Source organism: Verrucomicrobium spinosum DSM 4136 = JCM 18804, from assembly GCF_000172155.1.
GTDB lineage: Bacteria > Verrucomicrobiota > Verrucomicrobiia > Verrucomicrobiales > Verrucomicrobiaceae > Verrucomicrobium > Verrucomicrobium spinosum.
Map to the genome: position 1 here is coordinate 7,572,201 of NZ_ABIZ01000001.1, position 16,010 is coordinate 7,588,210.

At 60.7% G+C, this 16,010-nt stretch carries 9 protein-coding genes; 3 read left to right on the top strand and 6 right to left on the bottom strand.

Translation table 11 applies throughout. The features are described 5' to 3' along the window. Window positions 1–34 precede the first annotated feature (34 nt). Complete coding sequence (locus VSP_RS40290) at window positions 35–5,725, top strand: S8 family serine peptidase (protein WP_009965545.1); 5,691 nt, start codon at window positions 35–37, stop codon at window positions 5,723–5,725. A gap of 153 nt (window positions 5,726–5,878) precedes the next feature. Here the strand turns inward: VSP_RS40290 and VSP_RS40295 are convergent, their stop codons facing one another. The 4 genes from VSP_RS40295 to VSP_RS30655 all read right to left on the bottom strand — a co-directional run bounded on the left by VSP_RS40295 (window position 5,879) and on the right by VSP_RS30655 (window position 9,071). After that, window positions 5,879–6,706: an endonuclease/exonuclease/phosphatase family protein gene (locus VSP_RS40295; protein ID WP_009965546.1), complete on the bottom strand. Its 828-nt coding sequence runs from the start codon at window positions 6,704–6,706 to the stop codon at window positions 5,879–5,881. A 228-nt stretch (window positions 6,707–6,934) separates the two neighbouring features. Next, complete coding sequence (locus VSP_RS30645) at window positions 6,935–7,780, bottom strand: glycosyltransferase family 2 protein (RefSeq protein ID WP_156346314.1); 846 nt, start codon at window positions 7,778–7,780, stop codon at window positions 6,935–6,937. A 203-nt stretch (window positions 7,781–7,983) separates the two neighbouring features. Continuing rightward, the gene (locus VSP_RS30650) at window positions 7,984–8,688 is read right to left on the bottom strand and encodes a response regulator (RefSeq protein ID WP_009965548.1); all 705 of its coding nucleotides are present in this window, start codon (window positions 8,686–8,688) and stop codon (window positions 7,984–7,986) included. A gap of 158 nt (window positions 8,689–8,846) precedes the next feature. Further along, window positions 8,847–9,071 (bottom strand): DUF1501 domain-containing protein, encoded by a 225-nt coding sequence (locus tag VSP_RS30655; RefSeq protein WP_009965549.1) that lies wholly within the window; start codon window positions 9,069–9,071, stop codon window positions 8,847–8,849. Window positions 9,072–9,472: 401 nt separating this feature from the next. Between VSP_RS30655 and VSP_RS30660 the strand changes: the two genes are divergently transcribed. Continuing rightward, window positions 9,473–10,714 carry an outer membrane protein assembly factor BamB family protein gene (locus VSP_RS30660; protein WP_009965550.1) on the top strand — a complete coding sequence of 414 codons (1,242 nt, stop codon included), beginning with the start codon at window positions 9,473–9,475 and terminating at the stop codon, window positions 10,712–10,714. Between the two features lie 54 nt (window positions 10,715–10,768). On the opposite strand, the gene VSP_RS30665 is transcribed toward VSP_RS30660, so the two are convergent. After that, on the bottom strand, window positions 10,769–12,673 hold the full coding sequence (locus VSP_RS30665; protein ID WP_009965552.1) for a type II secretion system protein GspD: 1,905 nt from the start codon (window positions 12,671–12,673) through the stop codon (window positions 10,769–10,771). Window positions 12,674–13,356: 683 nt separating this feature from the next. On the opposite strand from VSP_RS30665, the gene VSP_RS30670 reads away from it, so the two are divergent. Further along, window positions 13,357–14,130: a helix-turn-helix domain-containing protein gene (locus tag VSP_RS30670; protein ID WP_156346311.1), complete on the top strand. Its 774-nt coding sequence runs from the start codon at window positions 13,357–13,359 to the stop codon at window positions 14,128–14,130. 296 nt (window positions 14,131–14,426) lie between these two features. Here the strand turns inward: VSP_RS30670 and VSP_RS30675 are convergent, their stop codons facing one another. Next, window positions 14,427–15,992 (bottom strand): DUF1501 domain-containing protein, encoded by a 1,566-nt coding sequence (locus VSP_RS30675; RefSeq protein ID WP_029190890.1) that lies wholly within the window; start codon window positions 15,990–15,992, stop codon window positions 14,427–14,429. Window positions 15,993–16,010 lie beyond the last annotated feature (18 nt).

Consider the following 16,010-nt stretch of genomic DNA (forward strand, 5'->3'; position numbering starts at 1 on the left):
TGCTCGTTCCAAGTAGCATGGAGCGATTTTCCTCATGAGCACGCGTTCCTTCCGAATTTTCCCCTTCCTGGCAGGCGGTATCCTGGTGTTGGCGGGCTTGGCCATCACCACAGCATGGCTGCTGCGTGATGCGTACTCCGACAGAAGTGCTGACAGCGATGCTTCGCGAGATGGTTCTTCGACGGCAAGCCCCACCGCGCCGAAGCCGTGGGATCTGAGCCACTCGACCGCCGGAAGGAAGCAGGAAGCTCCCGCAACCGGATCCGCCTCCTTCCCCGCGCCTGCCGCCCCGCTCCCTCCAGCAGGCGGTCCCAACTCTCCCCGCCGGGGAGTGCCCGCCGAAATCGCGAGTGGCAAAGTGGTGGCCGCGGACAACTCAGAGATTTCTCCAGATGGTGTGCAACGGCGCGTGACGCTGCATGAGACCAACTTCAAATACCCGCACCTGCGCATGGAGGAGCAGGTGCGCCGCATGGCCAATGGCGGAGAGGTGCTGGTGAAACGGAATGTGATGGTGGCGGATCACCTCATGGTCACGCTGAAGCCACGTGTGACGGAGCCGGAGTTTCAGGCCTGGCTTGGCCAGCATCAGTTGACCATTCGCGAGCGCATCCCCAATGCCCCCCTTTATCTGGTGGCAACAAAGGATCCGAGTCTTGAGACCTATGACGCCGCCCTGCTGGCGCTTGCTGAGGCGGGCAGCCCGATCGCCTATGCGGACCCAGACTACATCGTGCAGAACCAGGCACAGGCTCCGGCCCCCAATGATCCGTCCTTCAATCAGCAATGGGCGCTCTCCAACACGGGTCAAACCGGGGGCATGGCAGGAGCAGACATCAATGCCCTCACCGCATGGGCCGTGACGGAAGGCAGCAGCAATGTGATCGTGGCGGTGATCGACACGGGCATGGACATGGACCACCCCGACCTGGAGCCCAACCTCTGGACCAACCCCGGTGAAATCGCCAGCAACGGCCTGGACGACGACAACAACGGCTATGTGGATGACATCCACGGCTACGACTTCGTCTCGAACGATGCCAACCCCGAAGACGATCACGGCCACGGCTCACACACCGCCGGCACCGTGGGCGCGGTGGGCCGCAACGGCACCGGCGTGGTGGGCGTGAGCCATCATGTGAAGCTCATGCCGCTGAAGTTTCTCAACTCGGCGGGATCCGGGGCGGACTCTGACGCGATCAAGGCCATCTACTATGCCACGGCCAAAGGTGTCCTCCTTTCTTCAAACTCCTGGGGCGGGGGCGACTACGTTCAGGCGATGAAAGATGCCATCAACCATGCCGGGACCAACGGCGTGGGTTTCGTGGCGGCGTCCGGGAATGACGGGCTCGACAACGACGTCATCCCCAACTACCCCTCCAACTACGAGGCGGACAACCTGATCGCCGTAGCCGCCACGGACGCGAATGACCAGCTGGCGTGGTTCTCCAACTACGGGGCCAGCAAGGTGCATCTGGCCGCACCGGGTGACAGCATTCTTTCCACGTACCGCGACGGGGGCTATGTGCACTCCAGCGGGACGTCCATGGCAACGCCGCACGTATCGGGTGCCGCGGCACTGCTCAAGGCGGCGAACCCGGCAATCAGTTTTGCCCAGATCAAAGCGGCGCTGCTGGCCAAGACGGATCTCGTGACCAATCTGACCGGCAAGGTGAGCACCGGCGGGCGTCTTGATGTAGGGAACGCGATAGATCTGGCCACTTCTGCCTACCCCGTGCTGGTCAAGACCACCGTCGTGGATGGAGGCGTACCCGGCACCACGGGCAATGCCGATGGCATCATCAGCCCCGGAGAAACCGCGGCCCTCACCCTGGAGGTGCAAAACCTGGGCGGCCTGTCCACCGGCCCGCTCCAGGCCACGGTGACGATGAACAGCGCCGATCCCAAGGTGACACTGGGCAATACCACCCAGACCTTCGGGGTGGTGCCAGCCGCCGCCCGGCAGGCCAACACCGGCACCTCGCTGACCATCACCGTGGCGGCCGATCACACGACGCCAGCAAGCCTGCCATTGAGCATCACGTTTACGGATGGCGCGGGCGTGAACCGGGTCGAGGAGGCAACCCTGCAGATCTTTACCGTTTCCCAGATCAGTGGACGCATCACCAATGTGAGCGATGGCTCCGGTCTGGCTGGAGCGACAGTGCACCTCAGCGGCCCCGTCACCCGAACGGCCACCACGATCACTGACGGCACCTACAGTGCCCATGTGGTGGATGGCAGCTATGCGGTACATGCCAGTGCGGCAGGGTTTGTTTCTTCCAGCTCACAGACGGTGGAGGTTCCGCCCTCCGCAGAGAACGTGAACATGACCCTCGGCTACTCGGCGCTCCAGATCACGCCCTCCATCCTGGGAGCGACGGTTGAAGAGGATGACACGACCGCGCAGACCATCACCCTGCAGAACAATGGCAACGTGCCGCTGACCTGGAAGCTGGAGGAAACTCCCCGGCCTGACAACGCGGCCACTGCCAAGGTGCTGGCCAACCAGCTCGCGGGATTGAAACCCGTGCATCCCCTTGCGTTTCTGCCCACCGGTTCGGCAGTGCAGGCCGTGGAGGAGGGTCCCGGGCCCGGACGACTGCTTCCAGCCCGCCCCGGTCTCAACGCCCTGGACAACAACACCGCGACGTATCCGTACCTGCCCTTCGCCGATGGGTTCGAGGATGGAACTTACAACAAGTGGTTTGAGAGCTGGACGGACGCGCATCGCGAGGTGGTGTCCAATACGGCAGGGGAGGGAACCAAGTCCTTCCGCTTCAACATGGCCGGCACCGAAGACCACTTCTCCGGAGTTCATCAGGAGTTTCAGTGGGCGCAACAGCCCGGGCATGTATCCTTCCGGGTGCGCACCGCGGCGCGGGATCTGGCCACCGCCTACATGGTGCTGTGTGATGTAAGTGGAAACTATCTCGTGGACTTCATCTGGTTCTTCGCCCACCCGAACGGGCGCTTCTATCTGAATGCCGATGTGGGAGGCAATCAACTGGTGGCCTACGACAAGGACACCTGGTACCACATCGAGTTCCGCAACATCGACTGGGACACCCAGACCTTTGATTACTATGTGAACGGCACCGTGGTGCAGGCTGGCGTCCCCTTTCGCAATCCCGGGGTCACTCAGTGCATTGCGGCCTTTGCTTACAACTACAGCAGCAATGTGAATGCGTGGTTTGACGGCGTGGAGTTCTCAGGTGATGCGCTGGACTGGATGACTCTCTCCCAATCCTCGGGCACCATCGCCCCAGGAGGCTCTGCCACGGTCACGGTCACGTACAACGCCTCCCGGCTCAATACGGGGACTTACGAGGGCCTGCTCACCCTGACCACCAACGATCCTACCAGCAGTGACTCGACTCTGCCAGTGACCCTGCAAGTCACACCCACCACGAATACCGTGCCGGTGGCCAACTCCAGCACCGTGCCTACCAGCGAGGATTCACTCACGGCTTTCACTCTCAGTGGGTCGGATGCCGACAACGACACGTTGCAGTACTACGTCACGCAACTTCCTGCCAGAGGGCGGCTTTTCCAGGCCTCTGATGGATTTGAACCAACAGTCCCCATCACCACAGCGCCCACACTTGTCCTCAGCAGCAACCGCCAGCTCATCTATCTGCCGGAGACCAATGAGAACGGAACACCGTACACAACATTCACATTCACAACGCGCGACAAACGCAGCGAGTCCGCCCCGGCCACCGTCACCATCCAGGTATCTTCCGTGCCGGATGCGCCGGTGCTGGGAGCCGATGTATTTGCGACCATGCCCGGGCAGTCCCTCGCTTCCCTCAATGTGCTGGCCAACGACTACAGTCCGGAAAACTTGCCACTGACGGTGCAGTCCTTTACCCAGCCTTCACAAGGCACGGTGACGGCCAATTCGGACGGCACACTCGCCTTTCAGCCCGGGGGCGGATTCCTCTCCGGCTCCACCAGCTTCACGTACACTGTGACGGATGGAGCACGCACCTCTATCTCAACTGTGATAGTGCATCTGGGCGATCTGCGGGGCGGCTCCTGGACAGCGCTGGGAGGGAACAGCCACCGCTCCGGACTCTTCCCCGCCGTCCTCAACGGTCCGCTGCAATTGCGCTGGACGCAGGCGCTGCAAGGCGCACCCACGATGCCCGTCGTGGCGGACAACCGCGTTTACGTTACCGGCCACCGAGCGGATGGCTCCAACGAGATCAAGGCTTTGCACCTGGACACCGGGCTCCCTACGTGGAGCCGCAACGAGATCATCTCAGGAGGGGTCAATCCCCCCCTGCATTACAGCTCGAACCTCTACTACGTGCTAACGGATCCCGGCAACGCCTCCAGCATCACCGGGCTGGAGGCCGCCACGGGTAATGTGATATTGTACGGCACCTTCACCCCCACCGTGAGCGAGCTGGGCAAGTCGCTGCTGGGATCACATGGCTTGGTTCACATGCCGGGCGGCTCTGGTCCCAAGATCTACGGTGTCGAGCCATACAACCCTCCCTCCGCCGCCTACATCACCACGCTGCCGGGTGCCCAGACAGGCACGCCCACAGAAGGTGCCGACCTCATCCTGACTGCCACAGGAGGAGCGATCCACGCACTGGATGCCAGCTATGGTGTCCAGCGCTGGACCTTCCGCCCCAATCCCGCCCTGCTTACCACCAACTCCACGGTGGTCTGGGAGGCCGGCGATGCCGTGGTGAACCTGGAAGGCACGCTGTACTGTGTGGCCACCCATCAGGCTCCGTTCACGCGATGGAGCAGCACGAGCAGCAAGCACCTTTTCACCCCCGCCGTGCGACAGGGCGTGGTGTATGCCACCTTTGAGGATGGCACTCCAGGTGTGCATGTGTTTGACCGGCGCACCGGGGCTCTGCTGCGCACCATTCCGCTGCCAGTCACCCCCACCAGCCAGCCTCTGTTCACGCAGGATCGGGTGATTGTCAGCACCGCCAGCACCACTCACATCATCAGCCTGATGGATGGCGCGGAGCAGCAGACCCTGCCCAGGGGCGGCCTGCTGGTTCCGGCTGACAACAACCTCATTCTTGTGGATACCACGAACCCAGGTGTGACGGCCTACGGATCGCCCCCGGTGATCACGTTGAGTCCCGCCACGGCCTCGTCCGGCAGCTCGATCCCCTGGAAAATCGGCACCACCGTGCCAGAGGGGCTCATTCACTTCACGCTGGACGGATCCACGCCTACTTCACAAAGCCCGACCCTTGCCAATCTGGGGGTGTTCAGCTCTCTGCGCACCACGACGGTGAAGGCGGTGGGCATTCATGCCGGACTCACCGGGCCCGTCACCACCGCCACCTTCACAGTGGGTGACAGCAACAGCAACCAACTGCCCGACTGGTGGGAGCAGCAGTATGGCAGCCTGCGCGCCACTCCCGTGAGCGTCCTGGACCCCACAGTGGATGACGATGGCGATGCCCGAAACAACCTCACCGAGTTTCTCGCTGGCACAAACCCCAATCAATCGGACGCCGTGGTCACGCCGTTGCAGGCGAACACCGGAGGCAGCATCACCCTCTCCTGGCCCAGTGAACAGGGGCGCTTCTACTCCGTGCAGACCAGCCTGGATCTGAAAACCTGGGATCCCGTAAGTGTGGCGACCATGCAGCCGGGTTCTGGCGCGGTCATGTCCTGGCAGGACACCACCGCAGGGGATGGGCCGCGGAAGTTCTACCGCGTGGTGATCACCACTCCATAGGGAGGGAGGAGGAAGACTGCGCTCGCGCGATTCCAAATCGCCAGCTACACCGACCATAGGTGACGAAGGTGGGTGGAGTATTGGCGTGCATCCCAGCAGGCGAATGGGTGGCGCGCTCCTCGGTGCCAGCCCAGGTCTGATGCCTGGTGTCTTCTACTCTTGTGTCTTCATCCTCACCCGCACGCGGCTCTGCAACGGCCGATGATCGCTGGCCTCCGCGTTGGGCACAACCTTGGTCCCGGCATCTTCCAGGCGGACGTCGGCTCCGTCGCGCAGCAGCACGTGATCGATCACCAGGCGCGGTTCGTCCGCAGGGTAGCTGCTGGCATCTCCTTCTGGCACGCATCTGCGAAATCCGGCCTCGGCCAGCAGAGTCAGAGTGGTGGAGCCCGGGCGATCATTGAAGTCACCCGCCAGAATTACCGGAGTGGTTGTTTCCTTAAGTGCAGCAATCAGGACGCGGGCGTTTTCCCGCCGGGCGGCATCATCCGCACCGGAGTCGAAGTGTACGCTCACCAGTGTGACCTCTGCCGGAGAGACGGTGGGGACGGCTACCGTGATCAAAGTGGCCGCCCGAGGCTCGCCGCCCTTCACCGGCAGGGCGATGGTGCGGGAAGACGCGATGGGAAGGCGAGACAACGCCGCAGTACCGTACTCCCCTCCCGCAAAAGACATCGCCGCCCCGTAGGCAAAGGTCATGCCCTGAGCTTTCGCAAAATCCGCCGGCACATCCAGACCCTGAACCCGGCTGGTCCGGCGGTCCACCTCCTGCAACGCCACAAGATCCGGCTTGAGCGCCCCAATCACGCGATGCTGCAAGGCGTGGTCATACTGCCCGTCGAAACGCCGTCCGCCGTTACGCAGGTTAAAGGAAACAATATCAAGCTCCGCTTTGACCGGCTCCTCGGCCGGGAGGACTGGAAGGCTCGGCAGGAACAAAAGGAGCAGATGGAAACAGAAGCGGCGACGGGAAAGGCGCATGGCGCACCCATTGACCAACCGCCCCCGTCTGGCAACCAAAAGGCTGTGAGACCGGCTTCGGGCCGGCCGCCTGCGTTTGGCCCCGCCTCTGCCCTGCTCCGCCGTTGTGGTTCGAGATGATCACAAGCTCCACCAAAGCGGTGTCGAGCCACACGCACTCCAAGACGCTTCGCGAGGCTGTTCACGGTGGAGCAATGTCCCCCAACCGAAGATGGCCACCTATAAAACCTAACTCCTAAACGACCCATACAACACAGGCCGGGAGAAATGAAACGCGCCCCATCCCTTGAGTCGCTCACACAACTGGAGCCGGAGGTCTCGCGCGTCGGGCTGGTTGGGCCGCAGCCAGCAGCCTGCCAGACACCGCACCGAATTCCAGACTCCGGGCCAGGCCGGCTTCACGTGATGCCAGGCTGCAAGCTGGAAGATTATCTGGGAGAAGAGCTTCTCACGTGAGGCGCAGCGCCGGGCCAGGGTGAAGGGGAAGTTCAGCCGACGGCAGACGTGCCCCGCATTCACCTGCTCCAGCGCCCATGCGTAGTCCTCCGCCGTGGGCAGGTTTTCATCGAACGGGCATTCCACCCAGCAGCTCCGGCGCAACAGACCCAGGTTGTTGCTGTAGAAAGACCCAAATTTGAGCCCTTTTTCCTGAATCTCCTGCCAGGTGATGGCATCGCTATAGTCACTGCCCGGATTGCGCTCCCGCCCCTTGCCGCTCACACAGGCCACGCGTGGCTCCAGCATGGCTGCCACCATGTGCTCCAGTGTGCGGGGATCCTCCAAAACCGTGTGGGAGCCCAGCACGAGCACCAGCTCCGTGGGGAGATGGCGCAGACCATGGTTGAGCACGCGGGAAGGTTCATACTTCTCGTGCCAGCGGAGCACCTCACCTCCCGCACTGCGGATGAGCTCGCCACAGGCGACGCATCCAGAGCTGTCCACCCCTAGAATCCGGTCCGGTCGCAAAGTCTGGCCCTGAAGCGCCGCCATCACGCGCGGCAGGGTGGAAGAGGCGCGCGCGTAGCGAATCAGCACGCCAACTGTGGGCCGGGTGGAGGGAAGTGCTGTGTTCATGTTCAGCACTTTATCAAAAGCCGGCACTGGCAAACAGGCCCTCATTTGAGGGGCGGTTCTAGGCAAGAACTTCAAAGTTCAGATCTCAAACTTCAAACTCCAATCGAGCCAGCGATGCCATCCCACAGGCCGACAATGCGCCCCCCTTACGATCCCCGTACCAGCACCTTGACCACTGACGCACTGCCCACTGACGCACCGGCTCAGGTCGCCCAGCCTTCGTCGTTGTTGTGCTGGAGGAACTTGATCACAGCCTCCGTGCGGGAGCGCACGTGGAGCTTTTGATACACGCCCTTCAGATAGTCCCGCACCGTTTCGTAGCTCAACGAGAGCTCAAAGGCGACCTCCTTGGGCACCATGCCCTGAGCCAGACGCTCCAGGATCTGGGTCTCGCGTGGGGTGAGACCAGGGATGGGCGGCTTCTCCGTCTTGGGCGGTTCCTGAAAGGATTGGATGAGCAACCGGGCGATCTCCTGGCTGAGCGGGGCCCCCCCTTCACTGGCAGACCGGATACCGCCGACAATGTCCTCTGGCTTGGAACCCTTGAGCAGGTACCCGTGAGCCCCCGCACGCAGGGCGGCGAAGACCTTGGCGGGATCATCGTGCACGGTCAGCACCACAAAGGCGGCGCTAATCATCTTGCGGGAAAGCACAGAGATCAACTCTGCGCCGGACATCAGGGGCAATTCCAGATCCACCACGACAACGTCGGGCTCGGACGCGGGCAGTTCCCTCAGGGCAGATTCTGCATCCGCCCAAGCCCCCACGAACTCGCAGTTGTGCTCCGGCTTGCCCAGCAAACGCTCAATGAAGGTCCGGACGACCTTGTCATCCTCCACCACCGCGACACGAAGGGTGCGGGGCGGCTTGCTGTCATCCTGCTTCACCTTACGAGCACCACTTTCCATGCGCTTATATAAATCATAACGCTGATCACTTGCCACAAAAAAGTGCTGGGTGTTCTCCGAACTGGCGGCGCAAATGAGGGAGATGGATAACTAAATAAAAATTCTTAAGTTACTTATTATCAACGATATACGTCCTTAGTCTTCATCGATCATGCCGTTCATGTCCATCTGGTGCCGTTGAGGAAGTTCCTGTTGTGCGAGACTTCAATAAACTGCTCACCGGACTGGCTGAGGTGCCGCGCCAGCAGGCCGCACTGGCCAACCTCCCCGCCGTAGCTGGCGCGCAGCTCCGCAGGCTCACCGGCGAGCTTGAAGTTTTTCATGACCCCGAGACTGGACCAGCGGTGGGCCCGCTCCTGCATGATGGAGTAGTCCGCCGTCACGATGCCCCCTCCTGCTGCACCAATCTGGTGGCCAGGGCGTACTCATCTGCGATCGTTCAAACAGCAGGCAATGCACTTCACCGCAAAAATTCCTCGCCGCTAACACTTGAGGAGGATGTTCTGACCGCTGCGCGGAGAGAGTCAGTCCGTCAGTGGGCAGTGCGTCAAGGCGTTGGCCCCAAACGTCTCATGTCGTCGCGATCCGACCCGACGCCCACCTACTCCGGATTGAAGGGAAAGTGCTCCGCTTGCCGCGCCATGCCTCTGACAACCAAACGCTCCTAGGCCACTACCAGAGCTCCACCCCAGGTCTTGCGTCTTGTGTCTCCCGCGAAGTCGGGCAAAACCCCCGTTCCTCACGACGTACTTGCATTCCCTGCCTCGCCTCTCCCCTCCCCAACATGAACCCGTCCACTCCCGCCCGCGCCTTTCTCGCCCTCGCGCTCACCGTCCTGATCACCACGCCGTGCTCTGCCTCTGACTGGCCAGCTTGGCGGGGTCCGACGATGGACGGTCACGCGGCCGCCGGGCAAAATCCGCCGCTGAAATGGAGCGAGAGCGAAGGCGTGCTGTGGAGGACCCCGGTTCGCGGGCGAGGGCATGGGTCACCCACGGTGGTGGGCGCCCACGTCTATCTGGCCACGGCCGACCTGGAAACCGAGGAACAACTCGTGCTCTGCCATGATCGTGGCACGGGCAAGAAACTCTGGGAGACCGTGGTCCACCGCGAGAATCTGAACACCAAGGGGCATCGCATCTCTTCCCAGGCATCGTCCGATGTGGTCAGCGATGGGGAGCGCTTGTACGTCAACTTCCTCAACAACGGAGCCATCTACACCACGGCGCTGGATGCCACCGGGAAGCAGCTCTGGCAGCGCCGTGTCAGTGACTTTCAGGTGCACCAGGGCTTCGGCTCTTCCCCCGTCCTCTACCAGTCCATCGTGCTCGTCTCCGCCGACCATCGCGGCGGCGGGAAGCTCACCGGCCTCAACAAACTGACGGGCGAGATCGTGTGGCAGCAGGACCGTCCTCCCGTGGCCAACTATGCCTCTCCCGCCGTCGTCCACGCTGCGGGCAAGACGCAGGCGGTGCTCGCTGGTTGCAACAAGGTGGAAAGCTTTGACCCGCTCACCGGCAAAAAGCTCTGGAGCATCGACGGCAGCACCGAGGAGACCGTGCTCACCGCCGTCACGGATGGCAGCCGCGTCTTTATCGGCGGCGGTTATCCCAAGAACCACACCATGGCCATCGAAGCCGATGGCTCCGGCAAGATCGCGTGGGAGAACACCACGCGCGCCTATGTGCCTTCCATGCTTATGAAGGAAGGTCACCTCTTCGCCGTGCTCGATACCGGCCGTGCCGTCTGCTGGAAGGCCGCCACCGGAGAAGAGCTCTGGTCAGAGAAGGTGGACCGCGAGTTCTATGGCTCCCCTGTCATGGTGGACTCCCGCATCTACGTCACCAGCAAAGCAGGCGTCACCTCTGTCTTCGAGGCCACACCACAGAAATTCACGCTGCTCGCGCAGAACACCCTCGGCGATGAATCCTTCAGCACGCCGGCCATCTGCGACAACCGCATCTACATCCGCTCTGCGAAAACCGATCCCACCCGCCAGGAATATCTGTGGTGCGTGGGTGAGTGAATGAGCCGCGCCAAGTTATTCGATGCCCTTAAGGCATAAGTTCAAACAGGCCTGTCACGGAGCATTGGATACCGCGGCCGTGGCGACTCCATTGCCGCCGGGATCGACAATTCTGGCTGTGACGAAAAACAGCACATTGGTGCGCTCGACCTGCTTCACCTTGCTCTGGAACGTGCGCCCAATGAGAGGCAAATCCCCCACTACAGGGACCTTGTCATCCGCTCTAAAACGCTTCTCAAATGCCGCTCCCCCCAATACCACAGTGCAGCCGTCCCAAATAGAAACAGCCGTGGAGATTCGGTTGGCCCGGAAGATGGGCTGCAAAATCTGATTCTCTACGGTGAAATAGACTGGCTGGCCGGTGAGGCGGTCGGTGGTCGAGTTCTGGAAGTCCTGGCCGTAATCAATAAACCCCTCGAACTCCAGGAATGACGGCGACAAGCTGAGCTCAATGACTTTGTTTTGCCCGATGACGGGTTCCACTTCAAAGACGATGCCGACATCTCTCTTTTCGAATGACCGCGGCGAAGATGGTTTGCCCAGGCCTCCACCTGTGGTTCTGGTAGGAGTCTCCGGTGCGTCGTATTCTTTGGGGTATCGAAACTCCTTCACCATCTTCAATGCCGCCCTCTGGCCGCTCTTGGTGAACAAGGTGGGAGTAGCCATGACATCGATGCCCTTCGACTGATTCAATCCCCGTAGCACTCCCTGAAACTGGGGATCGGTAAGGACACCTGACACCGCGAACGCACCAGGTGACTTGGCGTCGGCTCCCGGCACCAAGGCACGCCCGATCCTGGTGCCACTGGATCGCAACCCCAGCACCTCAGTCGCGCTCCGCAATCCATCCGTCACCGTCCTGCCAGCAAAAGGCAATACTTCCCCTGGAACGGACTGTCCGCCGCCACTTGCGAAGATCTTCTCCGAGCCAGGCACATTGAACTGACCCAGCAGCCAGTCAATACCCAGTTCCTTGACCCTCGCGTCTGACACCTCGACCATGCGAATCTGGATCTCCACCTGCTTGGCCGTAGCATTCACAGCTTGATCCACAAGGCTGTCCACCAGCATCATATTGGTGGCAGTATTCCGCACAAACAACACGTTCGTCGCCGGTGTGTAGGATGCAGTCGCCCCATCCGGGAATGGAACGCCCCGTTGTTGCAAGAGTTCCAGGGCACCCAGCCGGCCTGTCGGCAGCCCCCCTCCTGCCGCAGCGACCGGCGTCGTTTGCAGAAAATCCGGAGGCACGCGATATTGCCTGCTGATCAGCGCCTCCTGTTTATCCTGGAGGGAGGTGATGATCACTGCATGCTCATCCACCCGGTAGTCGGCTCCGGTCAAACTTGTGGCCTGACGCAACACCTCCTCCAAAGGCACCGAGGACATCCGTAGCGTCAGAGTCCGGGACTCTATCTCCGGGGAAGCATGAAGGATGAACCCCACTCCCTTCTTGGCGGGATCCAGATCCCGGCTGCGAATGCGCAGAAACTCCACCACCTCAACCAGGCTCACGGAATCAAAATCCGCCAGCGGTACAATCAGCGTGCGCAGCTTCTGCTGGATGCTTGCTCGATTGCTGCCAGCCATACGAGACTCCTGCCCTGCCGAGCCAAACAGGTGAGAGAGGTCAACAGCAGGCACCGCATCCTCCCACATGGCGGCGGTCGCACTGATGGCGCGAGCCCGTTGATGATCCCTGGCCGCATCGTAATACGGTGACCGGAGCTGTTCTCCCCGTTCCATGGCGCGGCGTGCGGCGCCGTTTTGGGGATCCGTCCGCAAGACGTCCTGAAGTTGCAGGTCTGCCTTGTCCAGATCACCCAGATTCTGGAGACCGTTCGCCCGTGCCAGGGCGGCCTTCACGGCGGCACTGCGCTCGCCAAGCGCGGTCTGATCGATTTGATTTGCGGCTGCCGTCTTGTCCACTGCCGGATCAGCCAGGGCCACTCCTGCCATAAGGCAGAAAGCGACAGAGAAACTGCCCCATGGGTAAACAGGCGAACAGGTTGGAAAACAAGTCATCAGTTTCATCGGCATTTCGCACTTTCGTCAGTTCCCCGGCAGCAGATGTGTTTGCTAACCCAAGCTGGCGACGAGGGAATGAATGTTCGCGTAACACCTATGACCAATTGCGCCTTTTTTGAATCAGTCAGAACGCTTGCTCGATTCCGCCTTCAACGCCCTCAAAGACCAATTTTAAGAGAATGCAAAACTGATGGCGCTTTCGATGTTTTTCCTGACACCTCACCCTCCCCCTTCCTTGAAGGCTCCATGAGGCTTCTCCAAATCTAAGTTTCAAGCATGGCGAACGTTTAGGGATGGCAGGAAGCGGCCCCTGTAACTGACCAGCATCAAAATGTCTTTTGCAGCACTGAGCTCCGATTCAACACCCGGTCAAAGATTGCACACTGCAATTTATGGTATCATTCAAGATCATCTCAGCCAGGCTCCGGCTTCAAACTCATCAGACATTGCTGTTGACGGCGCTAACTTGCGGGTAAGTGTGCATAACAACTCCTTGAACTGTACTCAAAGAGTCCAGCCGCAACCACACCGCGCTCTGGAACTTTTTGCCAGGAGACGCACAGCCAGAGACTGCCGCCTTCAAAGCCCCCCCACATCTTCACCCTGTCACTCCGATGCAATCAGAACCGACAGCGAGCACTCCCGACGTCCTCCAATCCTCGTTTTTCAGAGCGATGGGTGCCAATCAGCAGTTCCGCCTCCTGCTTGAACAGGTGCCTGATGTCGAATACTTCGCCAAGGATCTGGAGGGTCGCTTCGTCGCGGCCAGCGAGAAAACGTTGAAGCGGCTCGGCTTCAAACACGAGCGAGATCTATTGGGACACAAGGATGACTTCATTCATCCCGCCAGCGTCGCAGCGGCCATCCGGCAAGACGACCTTGAGGTCATGTCCACCAAGCAGCCCTTGATAGACCGTCTTGAGCTCTTGTACAACCGCTCGAACGAAGATGACTGGTTTCTTACGACCAAGATTCCCATCAGTGACGTCCGGGGGGATGTCATCGGAATAATGGGTTTTGTTCGTCCTTTCCGCCAGGAGCGCCCTGAAACTTTCGCTGACGTTCACATTCAAAAAGTAGTGGCTTACATTCGCAAACACCATTGCAGCCGCATCACGGTGACTTATCTCGCCAGCATTGCCAACATTTCCCAAAGGCAGCTCAACCGCAAATTCCAAAGTTGGTTTCGCATGAGTGTGCAGGAATACATCATGCGAATTCGCATCCAGGCGGCGGGTGAAGAACTCGCCACCAGCAACAAGCCGATCGGAGTGATCGCCTTGGAAAATGGCTTTTACGATCAGAGCTTCTTCACTCGCTATTTCCGGCGGTTCACTGGCGAAACGCCCCTTGTGTATCGTCGCAACCGGCTGAAGAGGCCAGTCTGATGGGTGTACTTTAGGGGTGGTCACAGCGAGCACCAAGAAAGACCAGTCCTTCTGGCAAGTCTTTTACGCGTAACATTCGCAGGGGCTGCGACCTGCCCCGTGGAATCCAATGTCCGAACTGACCTATCCAGCGATGAGACTCTAATGAACGTGTCAATCTCCCTCACGGCTGAGATTTTACCCACTCTGTAGAAACGGGTGGCCGCTTGAGTTTCCCACCAACCCAAAGACTCCGGCACCTCTCACCACCAGAGCCCCCAGGACGAGGCCAAGCCTCTTCAATTTGGCGCTGGCACTCAGAACATGGCAAGGTTGGCCGTTGAGGTGGTCAGCGGGTTGTCAAAATGCGGCAGGTTGGGCAGGATCGCATCCATCGCACTGGATTGAACCCCAAACCAGTTCGCCAGCACGGCGGCATACTGGTCCACCGACACATCCGGGATGAGCAGACCCCGACCACTATGGGAGTCGATCGATCCAGGCTGGTCGCCCAGCTTGAGCGCTGGATAGTGGCCATACAGGTTCCTTCCCTTGACCCCTCCGCCCATGATGATGGAGTGGCTGCCCCACGCATGGTCAGACCCACTACCGTTGGAGAGCAGGGTGCGGGCAAAGTCAGAGGCGGTAAACGTCACCACCTTGTCAAAGGCGTTGATCGCGGGATCCTTGAGCGCATTTCTAAAGCTCAGCAGCGCTTGACTCACGCTGGCCATCAGACCCGAATGGGCCGCCAGCATCCCGGAGTGATTGTCGAAGCCGGAGACATAGATGAAGAACACCTGCCGCCGGTTGCCCAACGGGGCTCTGCCTGCAATGACCCGTGCTGCCATCTTCAGGTAGTTCCCCAACGGGGTCTGGGCATTGGCAAAGTAACTGTCAAAGTTCACCCCGGTGGCGGCCGCCGCAGCCAGACCCGCCGCCACCACCCCTTCTGTGTTGCGCGCCTGGCGGACAAACTCGTTGTACCGCTCCTCCAGCAGTTGGTCATGAGTAAGGCGCATGATGTCTTCGAACGCCTTCAACTGGCGTCCCAGCGCGCTGTTGATGTAGCCCCCGGTGACATCACCGGGGGTGTTGTAGGCAAATTTGTAGTTCAGCCCGTAGGAACCCAGGGACACCGGGCCATCCTGACCAATGATGTACTGCTCCACTCCGTCCCCTGACCCGGATTGGAAGGAGTTCAGGCCCGTCATGGCAACTGACATGGAGATCTTGCCCCCCTGGTTGTACGAGGCATTGATCAAGTCCGCCACCCGCCCGCCCCAGCCAGAGCTGAACGGCTTGTCTGAGATGGATGACTGCCACTGGACCTGCTGATCAGAATGGGAAAAGAGCCCCATGGGCACCGGCACCGTCCGGTTGATGAAGTCCGCCCGGCTGGCAATGGGATGCACCAGCGTTCCGACATTGGTCACGAAAGCAAGATCACCTGCATTGAACATGTCTGCCAGCGGCCTGGCGTTGGGGTGAATGCCCATCTGGGGGAACGCCCCTCCGTAGTACTTCTGGAAGGCACGGGTAGGCACGTCAGGAGCGGCGACGGGCAGGTTCAAGGAATGAAGCCCCGCCCGCGGTTGCACCAAATTGCCACGCGCGGCCTCATAGTCGCGGCGCGCCTCATCACTCGCCGGATCCCCCATGGGCACCAGCATGTTGTTGGCATCGTTGCCCCCGCCGAGAAAGACGCACACCAGCGCCTTGTAGTCGTCCGTCCCGGGCGGCGGATCTGCCGCCACCGCCAGATTCATGAGCCGGATCTGCGCCAGGGCGTTCACCATGCCCGTGACCCCCATGGAAGCACACGCGGTGCGGCTGAGGAAGGCACGTCGGGTGTCCATCTTCTTGGTAAGTGAAAGGTTCATCTTGGTGATCTTGTAATG

Bases quoted from the DNA above. Each gene is read 5' to 3' on its own strand.
- VSP_RS30650 (WP_009965548.1), bottom strand. From the start codon at position 8,688: ATGGAAAGTGGTGCTCGTAAGGTGAAGCAGGATGACAGCAAGCCGCCC.
- VSP_RS40295 (WP_009965546.1), bottom strand. From the start codon at position 6,706: ATGCGCCTTTCCCGTCGCCGCTTCTGTTTCCATCTGCTCCTTTTGTTC.
- VSP_RS40290 (WP_009965545.1), top strand. From the start codon at position 35: ATGAGCACGCGTTCCTTCCGAATTTTCCCCTTCCTGGCAGGCGGTATC.
- VSP_RS30670 (WP_156346311.1), top strand. From the start codon at position 13,357: ATGCAATCAGAACCGACAGCGAGCACTCCCGACGTCCTCCAATCCTCG.
- VSP_RS30665 (WP_009965552.1), bottom strand. From the start codon at position 12,673: ATGGCAGGAGTGGCCCTGGCTGATCCGGCAGTGGACAAGACGGCAGCC.
- VSP_RS30660 (WP_009965550.1), top strand. From the start codon at position 9,473: ATGAACCCGTCCACTCCCGCCCGCGCCTTTCTCGCCCTCGCGCTCACC.
- VSP_RS30645 (WP_156346314.1), bottom strand. From the start codon at position 7,780: ATGAACACAGCACTTCCCTCCACCCGGCCCACAGTTGGCGTGCTGATT.
- VSP_RS30675 (WP_029190890.1), bottom strand. From the start codon at position 15,992: ATGAACCTTTCACTTACCAAGAAGATGGACACCCGACGTGCCTTCCTC.